This window comes from Variovorax sp. DXTD-1, from assembly GCF_003984625.1.
In the GTDB taxonomy this organism is placed as follows: domain Bacteria; phylum Pseudomonadota; class Gammaproteobacteria; order Burkholderiales; family Burkholderiaceae_C; genus Variovorax.
In genome coordinates this window covers 84326-101617 of the sequence record NZ_RWKH01000004.1, presented here as the reverse complement: position 1 = coordinate 101617, position 17292 = coordinate 84326, and the positions used below count along the sequence as shown (strand labels likewise).

13 protein-coding genes are annotated in these 17292 nt (G+C 65.7%); 8 read left to right on the top strand and 5 right to left on the bottom strand.

All coding sequences use genetic code 11. From position 1 onward, the window contains the following. The first annotated feature begins 43 nt into the window (after positions 1-43). The 5 genes from smc to def all read left to right on the top strand — a co-directional run bounded on the left by smc (position 44) and on the right by def (position 7933). Entirely contained in the window at positions 44-3559 is a 3516-nt protein-coding gene (gene smc / locus EJI00_RS05155; protein WP_126746399.1) for a chromosome segregation protein SMC, read from the top strand. Positions 3560-3572: 13 nt separating this feature from the next. Next, entirely contained in the window at positions 3573-4676 is a 1104-nt protein-coding gene (locus tag EJI00_RS05150; protein WP_126746398.1) for a cell division protein ZipA C-terminal FtsZ-binding domain-containing protein, read from the top strand. A gap of 23 nt (positions 4677-4699) precedes the next feature. Next, positions 4700-6784 carry an NAD-dependent DNA ligase LigA gene (gene ligA, locus EJI00_RS05145; RefSeq protein WP_126746397.1) on the top strand — a complete coding sequence of 695 codons (2085 nt, stop codon included), beginning with the start codon at positions 4700-4702 and terminating at the stop codon, positions 6782-6784. A 110-nt stretch (positions 6785-6894) separates the two neighbouring features. Further along, on the top strand, positions 6895-7338 hold the full coding sequence (locus tag EJI00_RS05140) for a hypothetical protein (protein ID WP_126746396.1): 444 nt from the start codon (positions 6895-6897) through the stop codon (positions 7336-7338). 55 nt (positions 7339-7393) lie between these two features. Then, complete coding sequence (def, locus tag EJI00_RS05135) at positions 7394-7933, top strand: peptide deformylase (RefSeq protein WP_126746395.1); 540 nt, start codon at positions 7394-7396, stop codon at positions 7931-7933. Positions 7934-7968: 35 nt separating this feature from the next. On the opposite strand, the gene EJI00_RS05130 is transcribed toward def, so the two are convergent. After that, positions 7969-8364 (bottom strand): DoxX family protein, encoded by a 396-nt coding sequence (locus EJI00_RS05130; RefSeq protein WP_126746394.1) that lies wholly within the window; start codon positions 8362-8364, stop codon positions 7969-7971. Between the two features lie 175 nt (positions 8365-8539). On the opposite strand from EJI00_RS05130, the gene EJI00_RS05125 reads away from it, so the two are divergent. From EJI00_RS05125 to EJI00_RS05115, 3 genes are read left to right on the top strand one after another with little or no spacing between them, the layout of a single operon-like run. Further along, a complete protein-coding gene (locus EJI00_RS05125) occupies positions 8540-9574 on the top strand; it encodes an amino acid ABC transporter substrate-binding protein (RefSeq protein WP_126746393.1) in 1035 nt (344 codons plus the stop codon). Next, on the top strand, positions 9571-10569 hold the full coding sequence (locus EJI00_RS05120) for an ABC transporter permease subunit (RefSeq protein ID WP_126746392.1): 999 nt from the start codon (positions 9571-9573) through the stop codon (positions 10567-10569). Before EJI00_RS05125 ends, EJI00_RS05120 begins: the two co-directional genes overlap by 4 nt. After that, complete coding sequence (locus EJI00_RS05115) at positions 10566-11624, top strand: amino acid ABC transporter permease (protein WP_126746391.1); 1059 nt, start codon at positions 10566-10568, stop codon at positions 11622-11624. The genes EJI00_RS05120 and EJI00_RS05115 overlap by 4 nt, the downstream gene beginning before the upstream one ends. Positions 11625-11652: 28 nt before the next feature. Here EJI00_RS05115 and EJI00_RS05110 read toward each other — a convergent pair whose 3' ends face one another. The 4 genes from EJI00_RS05110 to map all read right to left on the bottom strand — a co-directional run bounded on the left by EJI00_RS05110 (position 11653) and on the right by map (position 17282). Next, positions 11653-12054: a PPC domain-containing DNA-binding protein gene (locus EJI00_RS05110; protein WP_126746390.1), complete on the bottom strand. Its 402-nt coding sequence runs from the start codon at positions 12052-12054 to the stop codon at positions 11653-11655. A gap of 18 nt (positions 12055-12072) precedes the next feature. Next, positions 12073-13728 (bottom strand): phosphoglucomutase (alpha-D-glucose-1,6-bisphosphate-dependent), encoded by a 1656-nt coding sequence (gene pgm / locus EJI00_RS05105; RefSeq protein ID WP_126746389.1) that lies wholly within the window; start codon positions 13726-13728, stop codon positions 12073-12075. An 88-nt stretch (positions 13729-13816) separates the two neighbouring features. Then, complete coding sequence (locus EJI00_RS05100) at positions 13817-16423, bottom strand: [protein-PII] uridylyltransferase (RefSeq protein WP_126746388.1); 2607 nt, start codon at positions 16421-16423, stop codon at positions 13817-13819. A gap of 34 nt (positions 16424-16457) precedes the next feature. Beyond that, positions 16458-17282, bottom strand: a complete 825-nt coding sequence (gene map, locus EJI00_RS05095; protein WP_126746387.1) for a type I methionyl aminopeptidase — start codon at positions 17280-17282, stop codon at positions 16458-16460. Positions 17283-17292: the final 10 nt, after the last annotated feature.

Below are 17292 nucleotides of genomic sequence, written 5' to 3'. Positions count from 1 at the left end.
CAAATCAATACCTTGGCGCTATGCCAAGGCAGGCCGACAAGTCGTGCGTCTCAATTCCATCAAGCTTTCAGGCTTCAAGTCGTTCGCCGAACCGACCAACTTCCTGCTGCCAGGCCAGCTGGTCGGCGTGGTCGGGCCCAACGGTTGCGGCAAGTCGAACATCATGGATGCGGTGCGCTGGGTGCTGGGCGAGTCGCGCGCATCGGAGCTGCGTGGCGAGTCGATGCAGGACGTGATCTTCAACGGCACGACCACGCGCAAGCAGGCCAGCCGCTCCAGCGTGGAACTGGTGTTCGACAACGCCGACCATCGCGCCGGCGGCCAGTGGAACCAGTTCGGCGAAATTGCCGTGCGGCGCGTGCTCACGCGCGACGGCACCAGCAGCTACTACATCAACAACCAGCCGGTGCGCCGGCGCGACGTGCAGGACGTGTTCCTGGGCACGGGCCTCGGCCCGCGCGCCTACGCCATCATCGGGCAGGGCACGATCAGCCGGATCATCGAATCCAAGCCCGAAGAACTGCGCCTGTTCCTGGAAGAAGCGGCGGGTGTTTCCAAATACAAGGAACGCCGGCGCGAAACCGAGAACCGTCTGGGCGACACGCGCGAGAACCTCACGCGCGTCGAAGACATTCTTCGCGAACTGAACGCGAATCTCGAAAAGCTGGAGAAGCAGGCCGAGGTGGCCGCGCGCTACAACACGCTGCAGGGCGAAGCCACCAAGAAACAGCACCAGCTGTGGTTCCTGAAGCGCAGCGAAAGCGACGCCGACCAGGCCAAGATCAAGGCCGACTCCGAAAAGGCGATCAACGACCTGGAATCGCGTACCGCCGACCTGCGCCGCATCGAGGCCGAACTCGAAACCGTGCGCCAGGCCCACTACGCGGCCGGCGACCAGGTCAACCAGGCGCAGGGCAAGCTCTACGAAGCCAGCGCCGAAGTCGGCCGCCTCGAAGGCGAGATCCGGTTCGTGGTCGAAGGCCGCCAGCGCGTGGAGCAGCGGCTCGTTCAGCTGCGCGAGCAAATGGGCCAGTGGGGCCGCCGCCGCGAAGAAGCCGAGGCGGAGATCGAAACGCTGGCCGGCCAGGGCGTCGACGCCGAGGAGCAAGCCGTCATGCTGGCCGCGCAGCTCGAAGAGCACGACGCTCGCATGCCCGAGCTGGAGGAAGCGCAGCAGCGCGCGCAGGACGAAGCCAATGCGCAGCGCGGCGCCGTGGTGCAGATTCAGCAGCAGATCCAGGTGCTGGCCGCCGATCAGCGCAACATCGAGGACCAGAGCCGGCAGCTCACGCAGCGCGGCGAACGCCTGCGTGCCGACCAGAACGCGCTGGCCGCGCCAGACGAAGCCCGCCTGCAGACTATGCAGGAGGAACACGCGGCCGCACAGGAGGTCGCCAGCGAGGCCGATGCCCGCCTGCATGAACTGCAGGAATCTGTGCCACAGCTCGATGACGACCGCCGCGCGAAGCAGCAGGCCGTCAACACCGAGGGCGCGCGCCACGCCGAACTTTCGGCGCGGCTCGAAGCACTGCGTGCCCTGCAGGAAAAGGTCAAGACGGACGGTAAGCTCGCCCCTTGGCTTGCCAAGCACGGGCTCGAAGGCATGCAGGGGCTGTGGAGCCGCATTCACATAGAGCAGGGCTGGGAAAACGCGCTCGAAGCTGCGCTGCGCGAGCGCCTGGGTGCGCTCGAAGTCAGCCGGCTCGACATGGTGCGCGCCTTCGGCAGCGATGCGCCGCCCGCCAAGCTGGCGTTCTACAGCCCGCCCGAGGCCGGGGTGCCGGAAGGTGCCGGCACGCTGCCTCGGCTGTCGAGCCTGCTGCGCCTGAACGATGCGGGCCTGCAAGCCTTGCTGACCGACTGGCTCCACGGCTGCTACACGGCGCAGAGTTTCGAAGAGGCCCTTGCGCAGCGCGGCACGCTGCAGCCGGGCGAAGTCATCTACGTGCAGAGCGGCCACGCCGTCTTCTCGCACAGCGTGAACTTCTACGCCCCAGATTCCGAGCAGGCCGGCCTGCTGGCACGCCAGCAGGAAATGGAAAACCTGGAGCGCCAGCTGCGCGCCCAGACGCTCGTCAGCGAAGAGGCGCGCACCGCGCTGGTCCGCGCCGAAGCCGCCTACGTCGATGCCGCGCAACGCCTTGTGACGGCGCGCCGTGAAGCGGCCGAGACGCAATCGCGTGCGCACGAACTGCAGGTCGAAACCCTGCGCATGACCCAGCTTGCCGAGCAGACGCGGGCACGCAGCGAGCAACTTGCCGCCGACCTTGCCGAAGTCGATGCGCAGCTCGAGGAGCTGCAGGAAAAGCGCATGGCCGCCGAAGGCCGGTTCGAAGAGCTGGACATGCAGCTGGCCGACAGCCAGGAGCGCCATGCGCAGCTCGACGAGCGCGTGATCGAAGCCGGCCGTGCATTGGCCGCGAGCCGCGAGCAGCATCGCAGCCTGGAGCGCCAGGCGCAGGAAGCCACTTTTTCGCAGCGCACGCTCGAAGCCCGCCGCGGCGAGCTGAGCCGGGCCATCGAAACTGCATCGCAGCAGGTGGTGGCCCTTACCGACGAAGACGAGCGCGCCAGAACCGAACTCGGCCGCCTGTCCGATGCGGCAGCCCAAGCCGGGCTGCAGGATGCGCTGGCGCTCAAGCTCGAGCGCGAAGGCGCCCTGGGGGCCGCGCGCAGCCAGTACGACGACCTCACGCTGAAGCTGCGCGCCAGCGACGAGCGCCGGCTGCAGCTAGAACGCGAGCTTGATCCGCTGCGCCAGCGCATCACCGAATTCCAGCTCAAGGAACAGGCCGCGCGCCTGGGTGTCGAGCAGTACCAGCAGTTGCTCGACGACGCGGGCGCCGATCTCGAAGCCGTTGCCCAGTCGATCGAAACCGACAAGGTGCGCCTCACGGGCCTGCAAAGCGAAATCGACCGCCTGAACCGCGAAGTGGTCGCGCTGGGCGCCGTCAATCTGGCGGCGCTGGACGAACTCGCCATTGCCAGCGAGCGCAAGACCTTCCTCGATGCGCAATCGGCTGACCTGAACGAAGCCATCGGCACGCTCGAAGACGCCATCCGCAAGATCGACGGCGAAACGCGCGAGCTTCTCGGCGGCACCTTCAAGATCGTCAACGAGCACTTCAGCCGCATGTTCCCCGAGCTGTTCGGCGGCGGCAATGCGCGGCTGGTGATGACGGGCGATGAAATCCTCGATGCCGGCGTGCAGGTGCTGGCGCAGCCTCCAGGCAAGAAGAACCAGACCATCCACCTGCTCTCGGGCGGCGAGAAGGCGCTCACGGCCATTGCGCTGGTGTTCGCGATCTTCCAGCTCAACCCGGCGCCTTTCTGTCTGCTCGACGAAGTGGACGCGCCGCTGGACGACGCCAACACCGAACGCTATGCCAAACTCGTGACCGCCATGAGCCGCGAAACCCAGTTCCTCTTCATCAGCCACAACAAGATCGCCATGGAGATGGCCGAGCAGCTGATCGGCGTGACCATGCAGGAGCAGGGCGTGTCGCGCATCGTTGCGGTCGACATGGAGTCGGCCGCCTCGATGGTCGAAGCTGCTTGAGCGAGCAGCGCGCATGAGCAATCTCACTCTCGCCCTGGCCATCCTGGGCGGCCTCGTTCTCGCGGCCGTCGTGGCCTACAACACCGTCACATCGCGCCGCAATGCGCCGCGGCAGCCCGACGCCGCCGGCGGTGAGCTGTTCGATGACGATCATTCGCCGTCTTCACCAGATGGCGTTGAGCCGATGCTGCGCGTCGATCCGCACCAGATGCCGCCGGGCCAGGAGCGCCACGAACCCTTGTTCGACCCCGATTTGCCGGCGCCCGGCGCCAGCCCGCTGCCGACCGCCGAGCGGCGCGGCGGGCTCGATCCGCTCATCGACGTGATCGCTCCGGTGTCGCTGGACGGCCTTGCATCGGGCGATGCAGCCATTGCGGCCATGCCGCCCACCCGCCGAGCAGGCAGCAAGCCAGTTGCCATCGAAGGCCTGAACGAGCACACCGGCCAATGGGAGCCGCCGGTGGCGGGCCAGCGCTACAGTGCCTTCCAGGTCGGCGTGCAGTTGGCCAACCGCACCGGCGCGCTCAACGAGATCGAGTATTCCGAATTCGTGGTGAAGGCGCAGGCCTTTGCGGATGCGGTCAACGGCGCGCTCGAATTTCCTGAAATGCTCGATGAAGTGGCGCGTGCCCGCGAGCTCGACCAATTCGCCAGCGCGCACGATGCGCAGCTGGGCTTTGTGCTGCGCGCGCTGCACGCGGCCTGGAGCCCCGGCTATGTGCAGCAGAACGCGGCGCGGCTGGGCTTTGTGGCGGGCATCATTCCCGGCCGCATGGTGCTGCCGACCAGCGAAGTCGGGCTGCCGCCGATCCTCGGGCTGTCGTTCGACACCCAAGCCGCGCTGGCCGACGATCCGGCGCAGTCGGCCATCCGCGAGCTCAGCCTGAGCCTGGACGTGCCCCAGGTCGACCGCGCCGAGCAGCCGTTCCGCCGCATGCGCGAAGCCGCCGCCACGCTGGCGCGCGAGATGGACGGCGTGGTGACCGACAGCGACGGACAGTTGCTGCGCGAGGAAACCATGGACGTGATCGGCGCCGACCTCGAACAGCTCTACGACACGCTGGAGTCGCGCGACCTGGCCGCGGGTTCGCCTTTGGCGCGACGCCTCTTCAGCTGATCCGATTTCTTCGGGAGACACCCATGACAACGCGCGACGAAGCGGCACGCGAAGCCGCCGCACTGAGCGAACAGCTTCACAAGCACGCCCATCTTTATTACGTGCTCGACGCGCCCGAACTGCCCGACGCCGAGTACGACAAGCTGTTCCAGCGGCTGCAGGCCATCGAGGCCGAGTTTCCCGACCTGCGCACGCCCGATTCGCCCACGCAGCGCGTCGGCGGCAAGGTGCTCGAAGGTTTTGTGAAGGTGCGCCACAAGGTGCCGATGCTGTCGATTCGCACCGAAACGGACATTTCGCCCGGCGGCGCCAGCGCGTTTGATGCGCGGGTGCGCAGGGAGCTGGGCCTGGCTGAAGACGGGCCTCAGGTCGAATACGTCTGCGAGCTCAAGTTCGATGGCTTGGCCATGAACCTGCGCTACGAGAACGGCGTGCTGGTGCAGGCCGCAACGCGCGGCGACGGCGAGGTGGGCGAAGAGGTCACGCAGAACATCCGCACGGTACGCGACATTCCATTGCGGCTCAACGGCAAGGCGCCGCCCGTGGTCGAAGTGCGCGGCGAGGTCTACATGAAGCGCGCCGACTTCGACGCGCTCAATGAGCGCCAGCGAGAAAAGATCGCGGCCGGCCAAAAGAACGAGAAGGTGTTCGTCAACCCGCGCAACGCGGCGGCAGGTGCAGTGCGCCAGCTCGATCCGGCCATTGCCGCAGCGCGCCCGCTGAGCTTTTTTGCCTACGGCCTTGGCGAGGTCACTCCGGCCAGCGAGGGCGGACCGGATTTTCCGACCCAGTTCGACTGGCTGCAGCAGTTCGACGCATGGGGTTTTCCGGTGGCCAAGCAGACGGCACGCGCAAGGGGCGCGATCGAGTTGATCGCGTTCCACGAGAACATCGGCCGCCAGCGCGACGCCTTGCCCTACGACATCGACGGCGTGGTCTACAAGGTCGACAGCCTGGAGTTGCAGCGGCAGCTCGGCTTCGTCTCGCGCGAGCCGCGATGGGCCGTGGCGCATAAATACCCGGCGCAGGAACAACTCACCGAGGTGCTCGGCATCGAAGTGCAGGTGGGCCGCACCGGCAAGCTCACGCCGGTGGCCAAGCTTGCACCCGTGTTCGTCGGCGGCGTGACCGTGACCAACGCCACGCTGCACAACGAGGACGAGGCACGCCGCAAGGACGTGCGCGTGGGCGACCAGGTCATCGTGCGCCGCGCTGGCGACGTGATTCCCGAAGTGGTCGGTGTGGTGCCCGAGAGCCTGGCCAAGCCCGAGGGCGAGCGCGGCCCGCTTTTCACCATGCCGCGCCAGTGCCCGGTGTGCGGATCGGAAGCGCTGCGCGAAGAGGGCGAAGTCGACTACCGCTGCACAGGCGGCCTGTTCTGCGGCGCCCAGCGCAAGGAAGCCATCCTGCACTTTGCGGCACGCCGCGCGGTCGATGTCGACGGGCTCGGCGACAAGCTGGTCGAGCAACTGGTCGATGCCAACCTGATCCGCACCTTGCCCGATCTGTACAGGCTTGGCTTCACCACCCTGGCGGGCCTGGACCGCATGGCGGAGAAGTCGGCCAAGAACCTTGTCGACGCGCTGGAAGCCTCGAAGAAAACCACGCTGCCGCGCTTCCTGTTCGGGCTGGGGATCCGGCATGTGGGCGAAAGCACCGCGAAAGACCTGGCCAAACATTTCGGCAAGCTCGACGCGATCATGGACGCGAGCGAAGAACAGTTGCTCGAGGTCAACGACGTCGGCCCGGTGGTGGCGCAAAGCCTGCGCACCTTCTTCGACCAGCCGCACAACCGCGAGGTGGTAGAACAACTGCGCGCCTGCGGCCTCACATGGGAAGAAGGCGAACCCGCCGCCCGCGCGCCCAAGCCGCTGGCGGGACTGACCTTCGTCATCACCGGCACCCTTCCTACGCTCAGCAGGGACGTAGCAAAGGACAAACTGGAATCAGCCGGTGCCAAAGTGGCTGGCTCCGTCAGCAAGAAAACCAACTACCTGGTTGCGGGCGAGGAGGCCGGCAGCAAGCTGGACAAGGCCCGCGAGCTCGGCGTGAGCGTGATCGACGAGGCGGGTATGCTGGAGATACTCGCCAACGGCGTGCCGAGCTGAAAGGTTTGGAGGTTCGATGTCCTTACGGCTGGTTACGTGACTTCACACCAGCGCAGTCAACAGGGACTACAAGCTGGCGTTGAAGACAAAAGGCTGACAAGGAGTCCCTTATGCAGAAAATTCGTGTTCTCGGTACCTGCGTCGCCATTGGCGGCATCGCGCTCCTCGGCGGCTGCGTTGCGGTGCCCGGCGATCCATACTACGACGGGGGCTATTCGCAGCCGTATTACGACAATCCGGTGGTCGTTCAGCCGGCGCCTGTCTACATCGAGGGCGGCGCCTACTATGAAGGTCGACGGCCTTACTACGGCGGGCGGCCTTATTACGGCAATCGTCCGTACTACGGACGGCCAGGTTATCCAGCCGTGCGGCCGGGATACCCGGGGGGACGCCCGGGCTGGAGCGGCGGCGGACGGCCTCCGGGTGGTGGTGCCATCGTGCCGCCGACGGGGAATACCGGCGTGTCGCCATTGCCGCAGTACCGCTCGCCACCACCAAACGCCCGTCAACGGCTGTACACGTCGCCCGACTCCAAGACTCAAACGCCTCCCTGATCGGAGCGTGGCGGGCCACTGAGCCTTGGCGCTCGGCTGTCGCGATAATCCCGCCATGGCCATTCGCGAAATCCTGAAAATGGGCGATCCCCGGCTGCTGCGCGTTGCGCAGCCGGTGACTGCTTTCGACACCGACGAACTGCACCTTCTGGTGCGCGACATGTTCGAGACGATGATTGCGGTCAACGGTGCCGGGCTGGCCGCACCGCAGATCGGCGTCGACCAGCAGCTGGTCATTTTCGGCACAGACGTCGTCAACCCACGCTACCCCGATGCGCCGCCGGTGCCCCGCACCGTGCTGCTGAATCCCGTCATCACGCCGATTGGCGACGAGGAAGAAGAGGGCTGGGAAGGGTGCCTTTCGGTGCCTGGCCTGCGCGGCGTGGTGCCGCGCTTCTCGAACATCCGCTATACCGGCTTCGATCCGTATGGCGATCCGATCGACCGGACCGTGAGCGGTTTTCATGCGCGCGTGGTGCAGCACGAGGTCGATCACCTGCTTGGCAAGCTCTACCCGATGCGTGTGCGTGACTTTTCGCGCTTCGGCTACACCGACGTTTTATTTCCCGGGCTCGATGCCAACGACGACGACTGAAAAAAAGCGGCCGGTTCATCACCGGCCGCATGCGTTCAGTTGTACTTGCCGCCCAGGCCGAAGCGGCCGCTGCCAAAGAGTGCGATGGCAATTGCCGAGAACAGGAACATGCCCTGCAGTTCCAGCGCCCAGCCGCCTTGGCCATTGAGTGCGCCCAGGTCCTTCTGATGCACCAGCCAGATCGCCGCCACCATGTTGATGGCAACGATCAGCGCTGCCGGGCGGGTGAACAGGCCCACGATCAGCAGCACGGGCGCGAGGATCTCACCGACGTAGACCAGGTATGCCATGGCCGCCGGCAACCCGTGGGATGCCAGCATGCCGCCGATGCCGTCGACGCCCTTGCCGACCTTCGCAATGCCGTGCAACAGGATGAGGATGCCGAGTGCAACGCGTAGAACGAGCTTGCCGGTGTCATCGGATTTGGTCATGAGCAGATTCCTGGTGAGAGTGATTGAAAGGCCATATGTTAGTGAATGCGCCGCGGGCAGGAAAAGCCCGGAACGGCGCGCGACGCTGCATATGCATTCAACCGTCCGTTCTTTGGCAGAGTAGCGCGCCGCCCCGTACACTGCCTTTTGCTTGTTTGTTGAGGAGAACACACCAATGAAGAGTCGATTCCGTCCCGTGCTGGCTGTTGCCGCATCCGCCTTTGCTTTTGTGGCCGCGGCGCCGGCCTTCGCCGGTAAAACGCTCGATGCCGTCAAGCAGCGCGGCACTGTGAAATGCGGCGTGACAAACGGCGTGGCCGGTTTTTCCGCGCCCGATACACAGGGCAACTGGTCGGGTCTGGATGTCGATACCTGCCGCGCCATTGCCGCAGCCGTGCTGGGTGACGCGAAAAAAGTCGACTTTGTGCCGCTCAACTCCCAGCAGCGCTTCTCGGCCCTGCAGGCCGGTGAAATCGACATTCTTGCGCGCAACACCACGTGGACGCTGACGCGCGATGCTTCGCTGGGCTTCAACTTCACCACCATCACCTACTACGACGGCCAGGGCTTCCTGGTGCCGAAGAAGCTCAAGGTGACCAGCGCCAAACAGCTCAAGAACGCGACCATCTGCACGCAGTCGGGCACCACCAACGAGAAGAACGTGTCCGACTACTTCCGCGCCCAGAACATTCCGGTCAAGACGGTGGTGTTCGAAAGCTTCGAGGCTTCGTTCAAAGCCTTTTTCTCGGGCCGCTGCCAGGCTTTCACCACCGACGCTTCGGCGCTCGCGGGCCTGCGCAACAAGGAGGCGCCCAACCCTGACGACTACATCATCCTGCCCGAGCTCATTTCCAAGGAACCGCTCGCGCCGCTGGTGCGCCGCGGCGACGACGAATGGTTTGCCATTGCCAAGTGGGTGCCCAACGCGCTCATCGAGGCCGAGGAATTCGGCGTCACCCAAGCCAATGCAGACGACCTGAAGGCCAACAGCAAGGATCCGGCACAGCAGCGCCTGGTCGGCACCGGCGAAGACCTGGGCAAGCTGCTGGGCCTCGACAAGGACTGGTCGTTCCGCGCCATCAAGGCCGTGGGCAACTACGGCGAGATGTTCGAGCGCAACGTCGGGCCGAAATCGGTGCTCAAGCTGCCGCGCGGCTCGAACAACCTCTGGAACAAGGGCGGCCTGATCTACGCACCACCCGTTCGATGAGCCGCGAAGCCTCGCGCCGCGGCGCCTGGCTGGCCTGGGTCGCCCAGGCGCTGCTGGTACTGGCCGTCGTGGCCGGCGCCGTCTGGGTGGTGAACCATGCGCTCGAAGTGCTGCGCTCGCGCGGGGTTCGTTCAGGCTTCGACTTTCTCACCGAGCCCGCGGGCTTTTCCATCAGCGAAGGCTGGCTCGACTTCGATGCCAGCCAGCCGTTCTGGCGCGCCTTCCTGGCGGGGTTGATCAACACCGTGCGAGCGGCGGTGCCCGCGGCTGTGTTCGCGGTCGTGCTCGGCACGCTGATCGGCATCGGCCGGCTCGCGCCGCATGTGCTGCTGCGCGGTATCTGCACCTCGTATGTTGAAGTGCTGCGCAATGTGCCTTTGCTGGTGCAATTGCTGATGCTGGCCTTTGCCATGGCTAACCTGTTGCCAGACCCGACCGAGCCCGTGCGCTTGCTGCCGGGGGTATGGCTCAGCAAGGGCGGCTTGAGCGTGCCCTGGCCTGTGTCGGACGAAGGCGGCTGGTGGCCGACGCACTTCGAATGGCCCGAGAAGGGCGACTTCGGCGTGAGTGGCGGTGCGGCGCTGAGCCCGGAGTACGTGACCATCGTCGCGGGGCTGTCGTTTTACTCGGCGGCCTTCGTGGCGGAAATCGTGCGCGCCGGCATCCTGTCGGTGTCTCAGGGACAGGTGCTGGCCGGGCAGGCGTTGGGGCTGACGTCGGTGCAGCAATTGCGCATCGTGATCCTGCCGCAGGCGCTGCGGGTGATCGTGCCTTCGCTCACCAACCAACTCCTCAGCCTGACGAAGAATTCATCGCTTGCGGTGGCCGTGGGCTATCCGGAACTGGTGTCGGTGGCCAACACCACCATCGGCTCGAACGGCCGCGCCTTCGAGTGCATCGCGATCATCATGGCGGTGTACCTGCTGCTGTCGCTCGTGATCTCCTTCGGCATGAACCGCTACAACGCGCGCGTCGCATTGCGAGGCTGGCGATGAGAAACATCGCGCAAGGGCCCATCGCGTGGCGCAGCGAACTTTGGGGTTCGCCGCTGCGGGCGCTGGCCACGGTGTTGCTTCTTGCGCTGCTCGCGTGGGGCGGTTTCCAGGCCGTCGAATGGGGCGTGGTGCACGCGGTATTCCGGCCCGACGCCGAAGCCTGCCGCGCGGTGCAGCACGGCGCCTGCTGGGGCGTGGTAGCCGAGAAGTGGCGGCCAATGCTGTTCGGCCGCTTTCCCTATGAAGAGCAGTGGCGTCCTGCCATTGCCGTGGTCGTGTTGTCGGCCGTCACGGTGCTCAGCGCCTGGCCGCGCAGCTGGCGCTGGTGGCTGGTGCCGCTCTGGATCGTGGCGCTGCTTCTGTTCGTGCTGCTGATGCGCGGCGGCGTGGCTGGCCTGGTCCATGTGCCGACCAGCCGCTGGGGCGGCTTGCCGCTCACCATCGGCCTTGCGGTGGTGGGCCTGGCGCTGGCCTTTCCGCTCGCGCTGCTGCTTGCCCTGGGGCGACGCTCGGGCTGGCCCGTGGTTCGCACGCTGAGTGCGAGCTACATCGAGCTGGTTCGCGGCGTGCCGCTGATCTCGGTGCTGTTCATGGCTTCTTTCCTGCTGCCGCTGCTGTGGCCTGCCGGGTGGCAGCCTGATGTGCTGGTGCGCGTGCTGGCCGGCCTGACACTTTTCGTCGCGGCCTATCTGGCCGAAATCATCCGCGGCGGCCTGCAGGCCGTGCCGCGCGGGCAGACCGAAGTCGCAATGGCACTCGGCTTTGGCCGCTGGCCGGTGCAGCGGGACATCGTGCTGCCGCAGGCCTTGCGGCTCGTGGTGCCGGCGCTGACCAACAACGTGGTGGGCACGCTGAAGGACACATCGCTGGTCACGGTGGTCGGGCTGTTCGAGCTGACCGGCGCGCTGGGCCTGGCCCTGGGCGGCGACCCGACCTGGCGGCCGTTCTACCTGGAGGGCTACCTCTTCATCGCGGCGGTGTACTGGGTGCTGTGCTTCGGGCTTTCGCGCTACAGCGTGTGGCTGGAGCGAAGGCTGGCTGGCGCGCCGACCTGAACCCAGCGGACGGCCAGTGCTGCCGGGTTCAGTTCTCCTCGGGCCTCGGCATCAGTTCGGCGTAACCGGTTGCCGGATCGTGCTCCCGAGCGAAGCGCCATTCGGGTAGCCAGGCGACCAGGATCTCGGCCGTGGTGCGCACCGTGCAGCCCGGCGCAACATGGCCGCCGCGGACCTGACCCGCACCATCCGACACGCTGATGTGAAGATGGGCGCCGTCCGGCGAGAGCGTGCCGGACAGCGTGAGGATTTCAAGGTCGCCTTCGAGTACCGCAGCGGTTTCTGCACCGGCGTACCGGATGTGCGCTCCGTCCAGGCTGCCGATGCCGGAGACCACGAAGGCCGCCTCGGCGCCGCGATGCTTCAGTGCCGCGTCGAGCGCGGCGCGCAGGTCTTCGCCCGGGTTCAAGCGCAGCGTGTGTGCTTCCATGGCTGGCAGTTTGTTGCCTCAGCTGGCCGACAGCGCCTTGTCCACCACCTTCTGCGCCTCTTCGAGGATGCGCCCCAGGTGCTCCGCACCCTTGAAGCTTTCGCCGTAGATCTTGTAGATGTTCTCCGTGCCCGACGGCCGGGCGGCGAACCAGCCGTTGGCCGTGACGACCTTTACGCCGCCGATGGCCGCGCCGTTGCCCGGCGCATGGCTCAGCACGGCTTCGATCTTGTCGCCGGCCAGTTCGGTCGAACTGATCTGCTGCGGCGACAGGCTCGACAGCTTTTTCTTCTGCTCGACCGTGGCGGCCGCATCGACGCGGTCGGACACCGGCTGGCCCAGTGCCTGTGTCAGTTCCGCATAGCGTTCGCCCGGGTCGCGTCCGGTGCGCGCGGCAATCTCGGCCGAGAGCAGGGCAGGCACGATGCCGTCTTTGTCGGTGGTCCACGCAGAGCCATCGAAGCGCAGGAAGGTCGCGCCCGCGCTCTCTTCGCCGCCGAAGCCCAGCGACCCGTCCACCAGGCCGCCGACGAACCACTTGAAGCCCACCGGCACCTCATAGAGCTTGCGGCCGAGCCGGGCCGTGACGCGGTCGATCATCTGGCTGCTCACCACCGTCTTGCCCACGGCCGCCTGCGCCGGCCATTGCGGTCGGTGCGTGTAGAGGTAGTCGATCATCACTGCGAGGTAGCTGTTCGGCTGCATCAGGCCCGTGCTGCGCGCGACCACGCCATGGCGGTCGTGGTCGGTGTCGCAGGCAAAGGCGATGCCGAAGCGGTCTTTCAGCGCGATCAGCTTGTGCATCGCGTCGGGCGACGACGGGTCCATGCGAATGCGGCCGTCCCAGTCCAGCGACATGAAGCGAAAGGTCGGGTCGACCTCTTGGTTCAGCACGGTGAGGCGCTTGAGCTTGTAGCGATCGGCGATGGCCGGCCAGTAGTGCACGCCGGCACCACCCAACGGGTCGACACCGAGGTCGATCTCCACGCTGCGGATGGCATCCATGTCGAGCACCTGGGCCAGGTCTTCGATGTAGGTGTTGAGGTAGTCGTGCCGGTGTGTGGTCGAAGCGCGCAGCGCCTGCGCGAGCGGCATGCGCTTCACGCCTTCGAGCCCGTTCGCCAGCATTTTGTTGGCCGCGGCCTCGACGGCGGAGGTGATGTCGGTGCCCGCCGGACCGCCGTTGGGCGGGTTGTACTTGAAGCCGCCGCTTTCGGGCGGGTTGTGCGAAGGCGTGATCACGATGCCGTCGGCCAGCCCGGTCGTGCGCCCTCGGTTGTAGACGAGGATGGCGTGCGAGACGGCGGGCGTCGGCGTGTATTCGTCGTCCTTCGACAGCATCAGCTCCACGCCGTTGGCCGCCAGCACTTCCACCGCGCTGTTGAATGCGGGCGTGGAGAGCGCATGCGTGTCGATGCCCAAAAACAGCGGGCCGTCGATGCCTTTCTGCTTGCGGTAATCGGCAATCGCCTGGCTGATGGCCAGCACATGCCACTCGTTGAAGGCGTCGTCGAAAGAAGAGCCGCGGTGCCCCGATGTGCCAAAGGCCACGCGCTGGGCGGGCACCGAAGGATCGGGCCGGCCGGTGTAATAGGCCGATATGAGGCGCGGGACATTGACGAGCAGGTCCAGCGATGCGGGCTGGCCCGCGAGGGGATTGGTCTTCTGGCTCATGTCGATTGTTGCCGTTCGAGTTGAATCAAGTCGACAACATCATGCCGCAGGATGCGCCTGCGAACGAAACAAGCGGAAAGCAGGCGCCTCAGGAGGCCAGCGCTTCCATCAGCTCCGTCTCGATGGCCAACTGCGTCTTCTGTCCCTGCAGCTCGGGGCCGCTGATAAGGAACGTGTCTTCCACGCGCTCGCCGAGCGTCGTGACCTTGGCGAGCTGCAGGTTGAGGTGGTGCCGTGCAAGCACCCGCGCCACCGAATACAGCAGCCCCGCGCGGTCGCTGGCCGAGATGTTGAGCAGCCAGCGCTGCGCCTTGTCGTCGGGCAGCAGGCTGATGCGCGGCTTGATCGGAAAGCTGCGGACACGGCGCGACACCCGTCCCATGCTGGGCGCGGGCAGGGGACCAGCTTCGGTCAGCGTTTGCGCGAGGCCCGACTCGACCATGCTGATGAGATCGCGGTAGTGGTCGGGCAGGAAGGTAGTTACAACCTGGAAGGTGTCGAGGCCGTAGCCGTTGCTTGTCGTGTGTACTTTCGCGTCAAGAATGCTGAACGACGATTGGTCGAAGTAGCCGCAGATGCGCGCGAACAGATCTGGCTGGTCGGGCGTGTACACCACCACCTGCAGCCCTTCGCCCACCGGCGAAAGACGCGCCCGCACGATGGGCGGCGCTTTGGGATCGATGGGCACATTGGGCGGCGGCACGAAGCGCGAAAGCTGCTTGGCATGCCAAGCGATCTCGGCCGCGTCGTGGCGCATGAAGTAGCCAACGTCGAGCGTGTCCCACAGCGCCTTGTGCGCTTCGAAGCGCTGCGCATGCAACGCAAGCTGCACCAGCGCTTCGCGCTTGCGCGACTCCACCTCTGCATCCGGGTCGGGCATGCGGCCGCCCAGGGCGCGCAGGGTGTAGCGGTAAAGGTCTTCGAGCAGCTTGCCCTTCCAGGCATTCCACACGCGCGGCGACGTGCCGCGAATATCGGCAATGGTGAGCAGATACAGGGCCGTGAGATAGCGCTCGTTGCCCACGCGCTTGGCAAAGGCGCCGATCACTTCCGGGTCGCTCAGGTCCTGCTTTTGCGCCACCTGGCTCATCACCAGGTGTTCGGCCACCAGGAATTCGATGAGCTTGGCGTCTTCGCGCGCAATGCCATGCTGCCTGCAGAAGCGTTGCACGTCGCGCGCGCCGAGCGTCGAGTGGTCGCCGCCGCGGCCCTTGGCAATGTCGTGGAACAGTGCGGCCACGTAAAGAATCCACGGCTTGTCCCAGCCGGCCGCAAGCTGCGAGCAGAACGGATATTCGTGCGCGTGCTCGGCAATGAAGAAGCGCCGCACGTTGCGCAGCACCATCAGGATGTGCTGGTCCACCGTGTACACGTGGAACAGATCGTGCTGCATCTGCCCCACGATGCTGCGAAACACCCGCAGATAGCGCCCCAGCACCGAGGTCTGGTTCATCAGCCTGAACGCATGCGTGATGCCGTACGGCTGCAGCAGGATGCGCATGAAGGTCTCATGATTGGCCGGGTCGTTCCGGAACTTGCTGTCCATGACATGGCGCGCGTTGTAGAGCGCGCGCAGCGTGCGTGCCGACAGGCCCTTCACGCCGATGGTCTTCTGGTAGAGCAGGAAGGTCTCGAGAATGGCTCGCGGTTCGCGCTCGTACAGGTCGTCGCTTGCAATCTCGATCAGGCCGGCGCGTTCGTAGAAGCGCTCGTTGATGGGCGTGTGCTGTTCGTCGCTGGGCTGCAGCCGCTCCGAAATGTTGAGCAGCAGGATCTGGTTGAGCTGCGTGACCGCCTTGGCCGCCCAGTAGTAGCGCCGCATCAGCGCTTCGCTCGACTTGCGCTGCGACTCACTTTCGTAGCCGAAGCTCGCGGCCACGGCCGTCTGCAGGTCGAACACCAGCCGGTCTTCGCGTCGGTTGGCAATCACGTGCAGCCGCGCGCGAATCAGCGAAAGCAACGCTTCGTTGCGCTTGATCTGCTGCGCCTCGAACGGCGTTGCAAGCCCGTTCTTTGCCAGGTCGTCCCAGCGGCTGCCGTAGCCGGCGGCCTTGGTCATCCAGAGAATGGTCTGCAGGTCGCGCAAGCCGCCCGGCGATTCCTTGCAGTTGGGTTCGAGCGCGTACGGCGTGTTGTCGAACTTCTGGTGGCGATGCCGCATTTCCTGCGACTTGGCCACGAAGAAGGCTTGCGGATCGATGGCGCGGGTAAAGCGGCGGCGAAAGGCGACAAAGAGCTTCTTGTTGCCCGCAATCAGCCGTGCCTCGAGCAGCGAGGTCTGCACGGTGACGTCTTTCTCGGCCTCGGCCAGGCACTCTTCGACGGTGCGCACGCTCGAGCCGATTTCAAGCCCCGCGTCCCAGCAATGCCCGATGAAGGCTTCGATGCGTGCCGGATCGATTTCGCTGGCGTGGCCCTCGGGCGGCAGCAGCAGGAGCACGTCGACATCGGAATACGGGAACAACTCGCCGCGGCCAAAGCCGCCCACGGCCGCCAGGGTGAGCGAGTCGCCGAAATCGGCCTCCCGCCAAAGCGCACACAAGGTCTGGTCGGCCAGTGCCGACAACTGCCGCAGCACCGTGTGCACGCTGCGCGTGGGCGCGCGTGCAAAACGCAGGGTTTCGAAGAGTGCGAGCTTCTTTGCGCGATAGGCTTCGCGCAGCGTTGCCACGTCGATCTTGGCTGGTTCGATCACGGCTTTGTCCGGGGCCGTGCGCCGCTCGCGCGGCTCACGTTTTCGTGGAGGTGACGAAGGAGGGCAGGGGCGGGCTGCCCTCGGACAGCGTGAGCACCTCGTAGCCCGTTTCGGTGACCAGCACCGTGTGCTCCCATTGCGCCGAGAGCGAATGGTCGCGCGTGACGATGGTCCAGCCGTCGTATTGGCCGCCCTTGAAGTCTTCCTTCACGTCGCGCTTGCCGGCGTTGATCATCGGCTCGATGGTGAAGATCATGCCGGGCTTGAGTTCTTCGAGCGTGCCCGGTCGGCCGTAGTGCAGCACCTGCGGTTCTTCGTGGAAGCGCTGGCCCACGCCGTGGCCGCAGAACTCGCGCACGACGGAAAAACCATGGCCTTCGGCAAACTTCTGGATCGCGTGGCCGATGTCGCCCAGGTGGGCGCCCGGGCGCACTTGCAGAATGCCGTGCCACATGGCTTCGAAGGTGATGCTGCACAGGCGCTTGGCCGCAATGGAAGCGTCGCCGATGATGTACATGCGGCTGTTGTCGCCGAACCAGCCGTCCTTCACCACCGTGACGTCGACGTTCATGATGTCGCCCTTCTTCAAGGGCTTGTCATTGGGAATGCCGTGGCAGACCACGTGGTTGACCGAGGTGCAGAGCGACTTGGGAAAGGGCACGCTGCTGGCGCCCATGTAGCCCACCGTGGCCGAGGTGGTGCCCTGCTTGACCATGTATTCGGCGGCGAGCCGGTCGATTTCGTTCGTGGTGATGCCCGGCTTGATGAACGGCGTGAGGTAGTCCAGCACCTCGGAAGCCAGGCGGCAGGCGACGCGCATGGCTGCGATGCCCGCTGCGTCTTTGTAGGTAATGCTCATCCCGGAATTA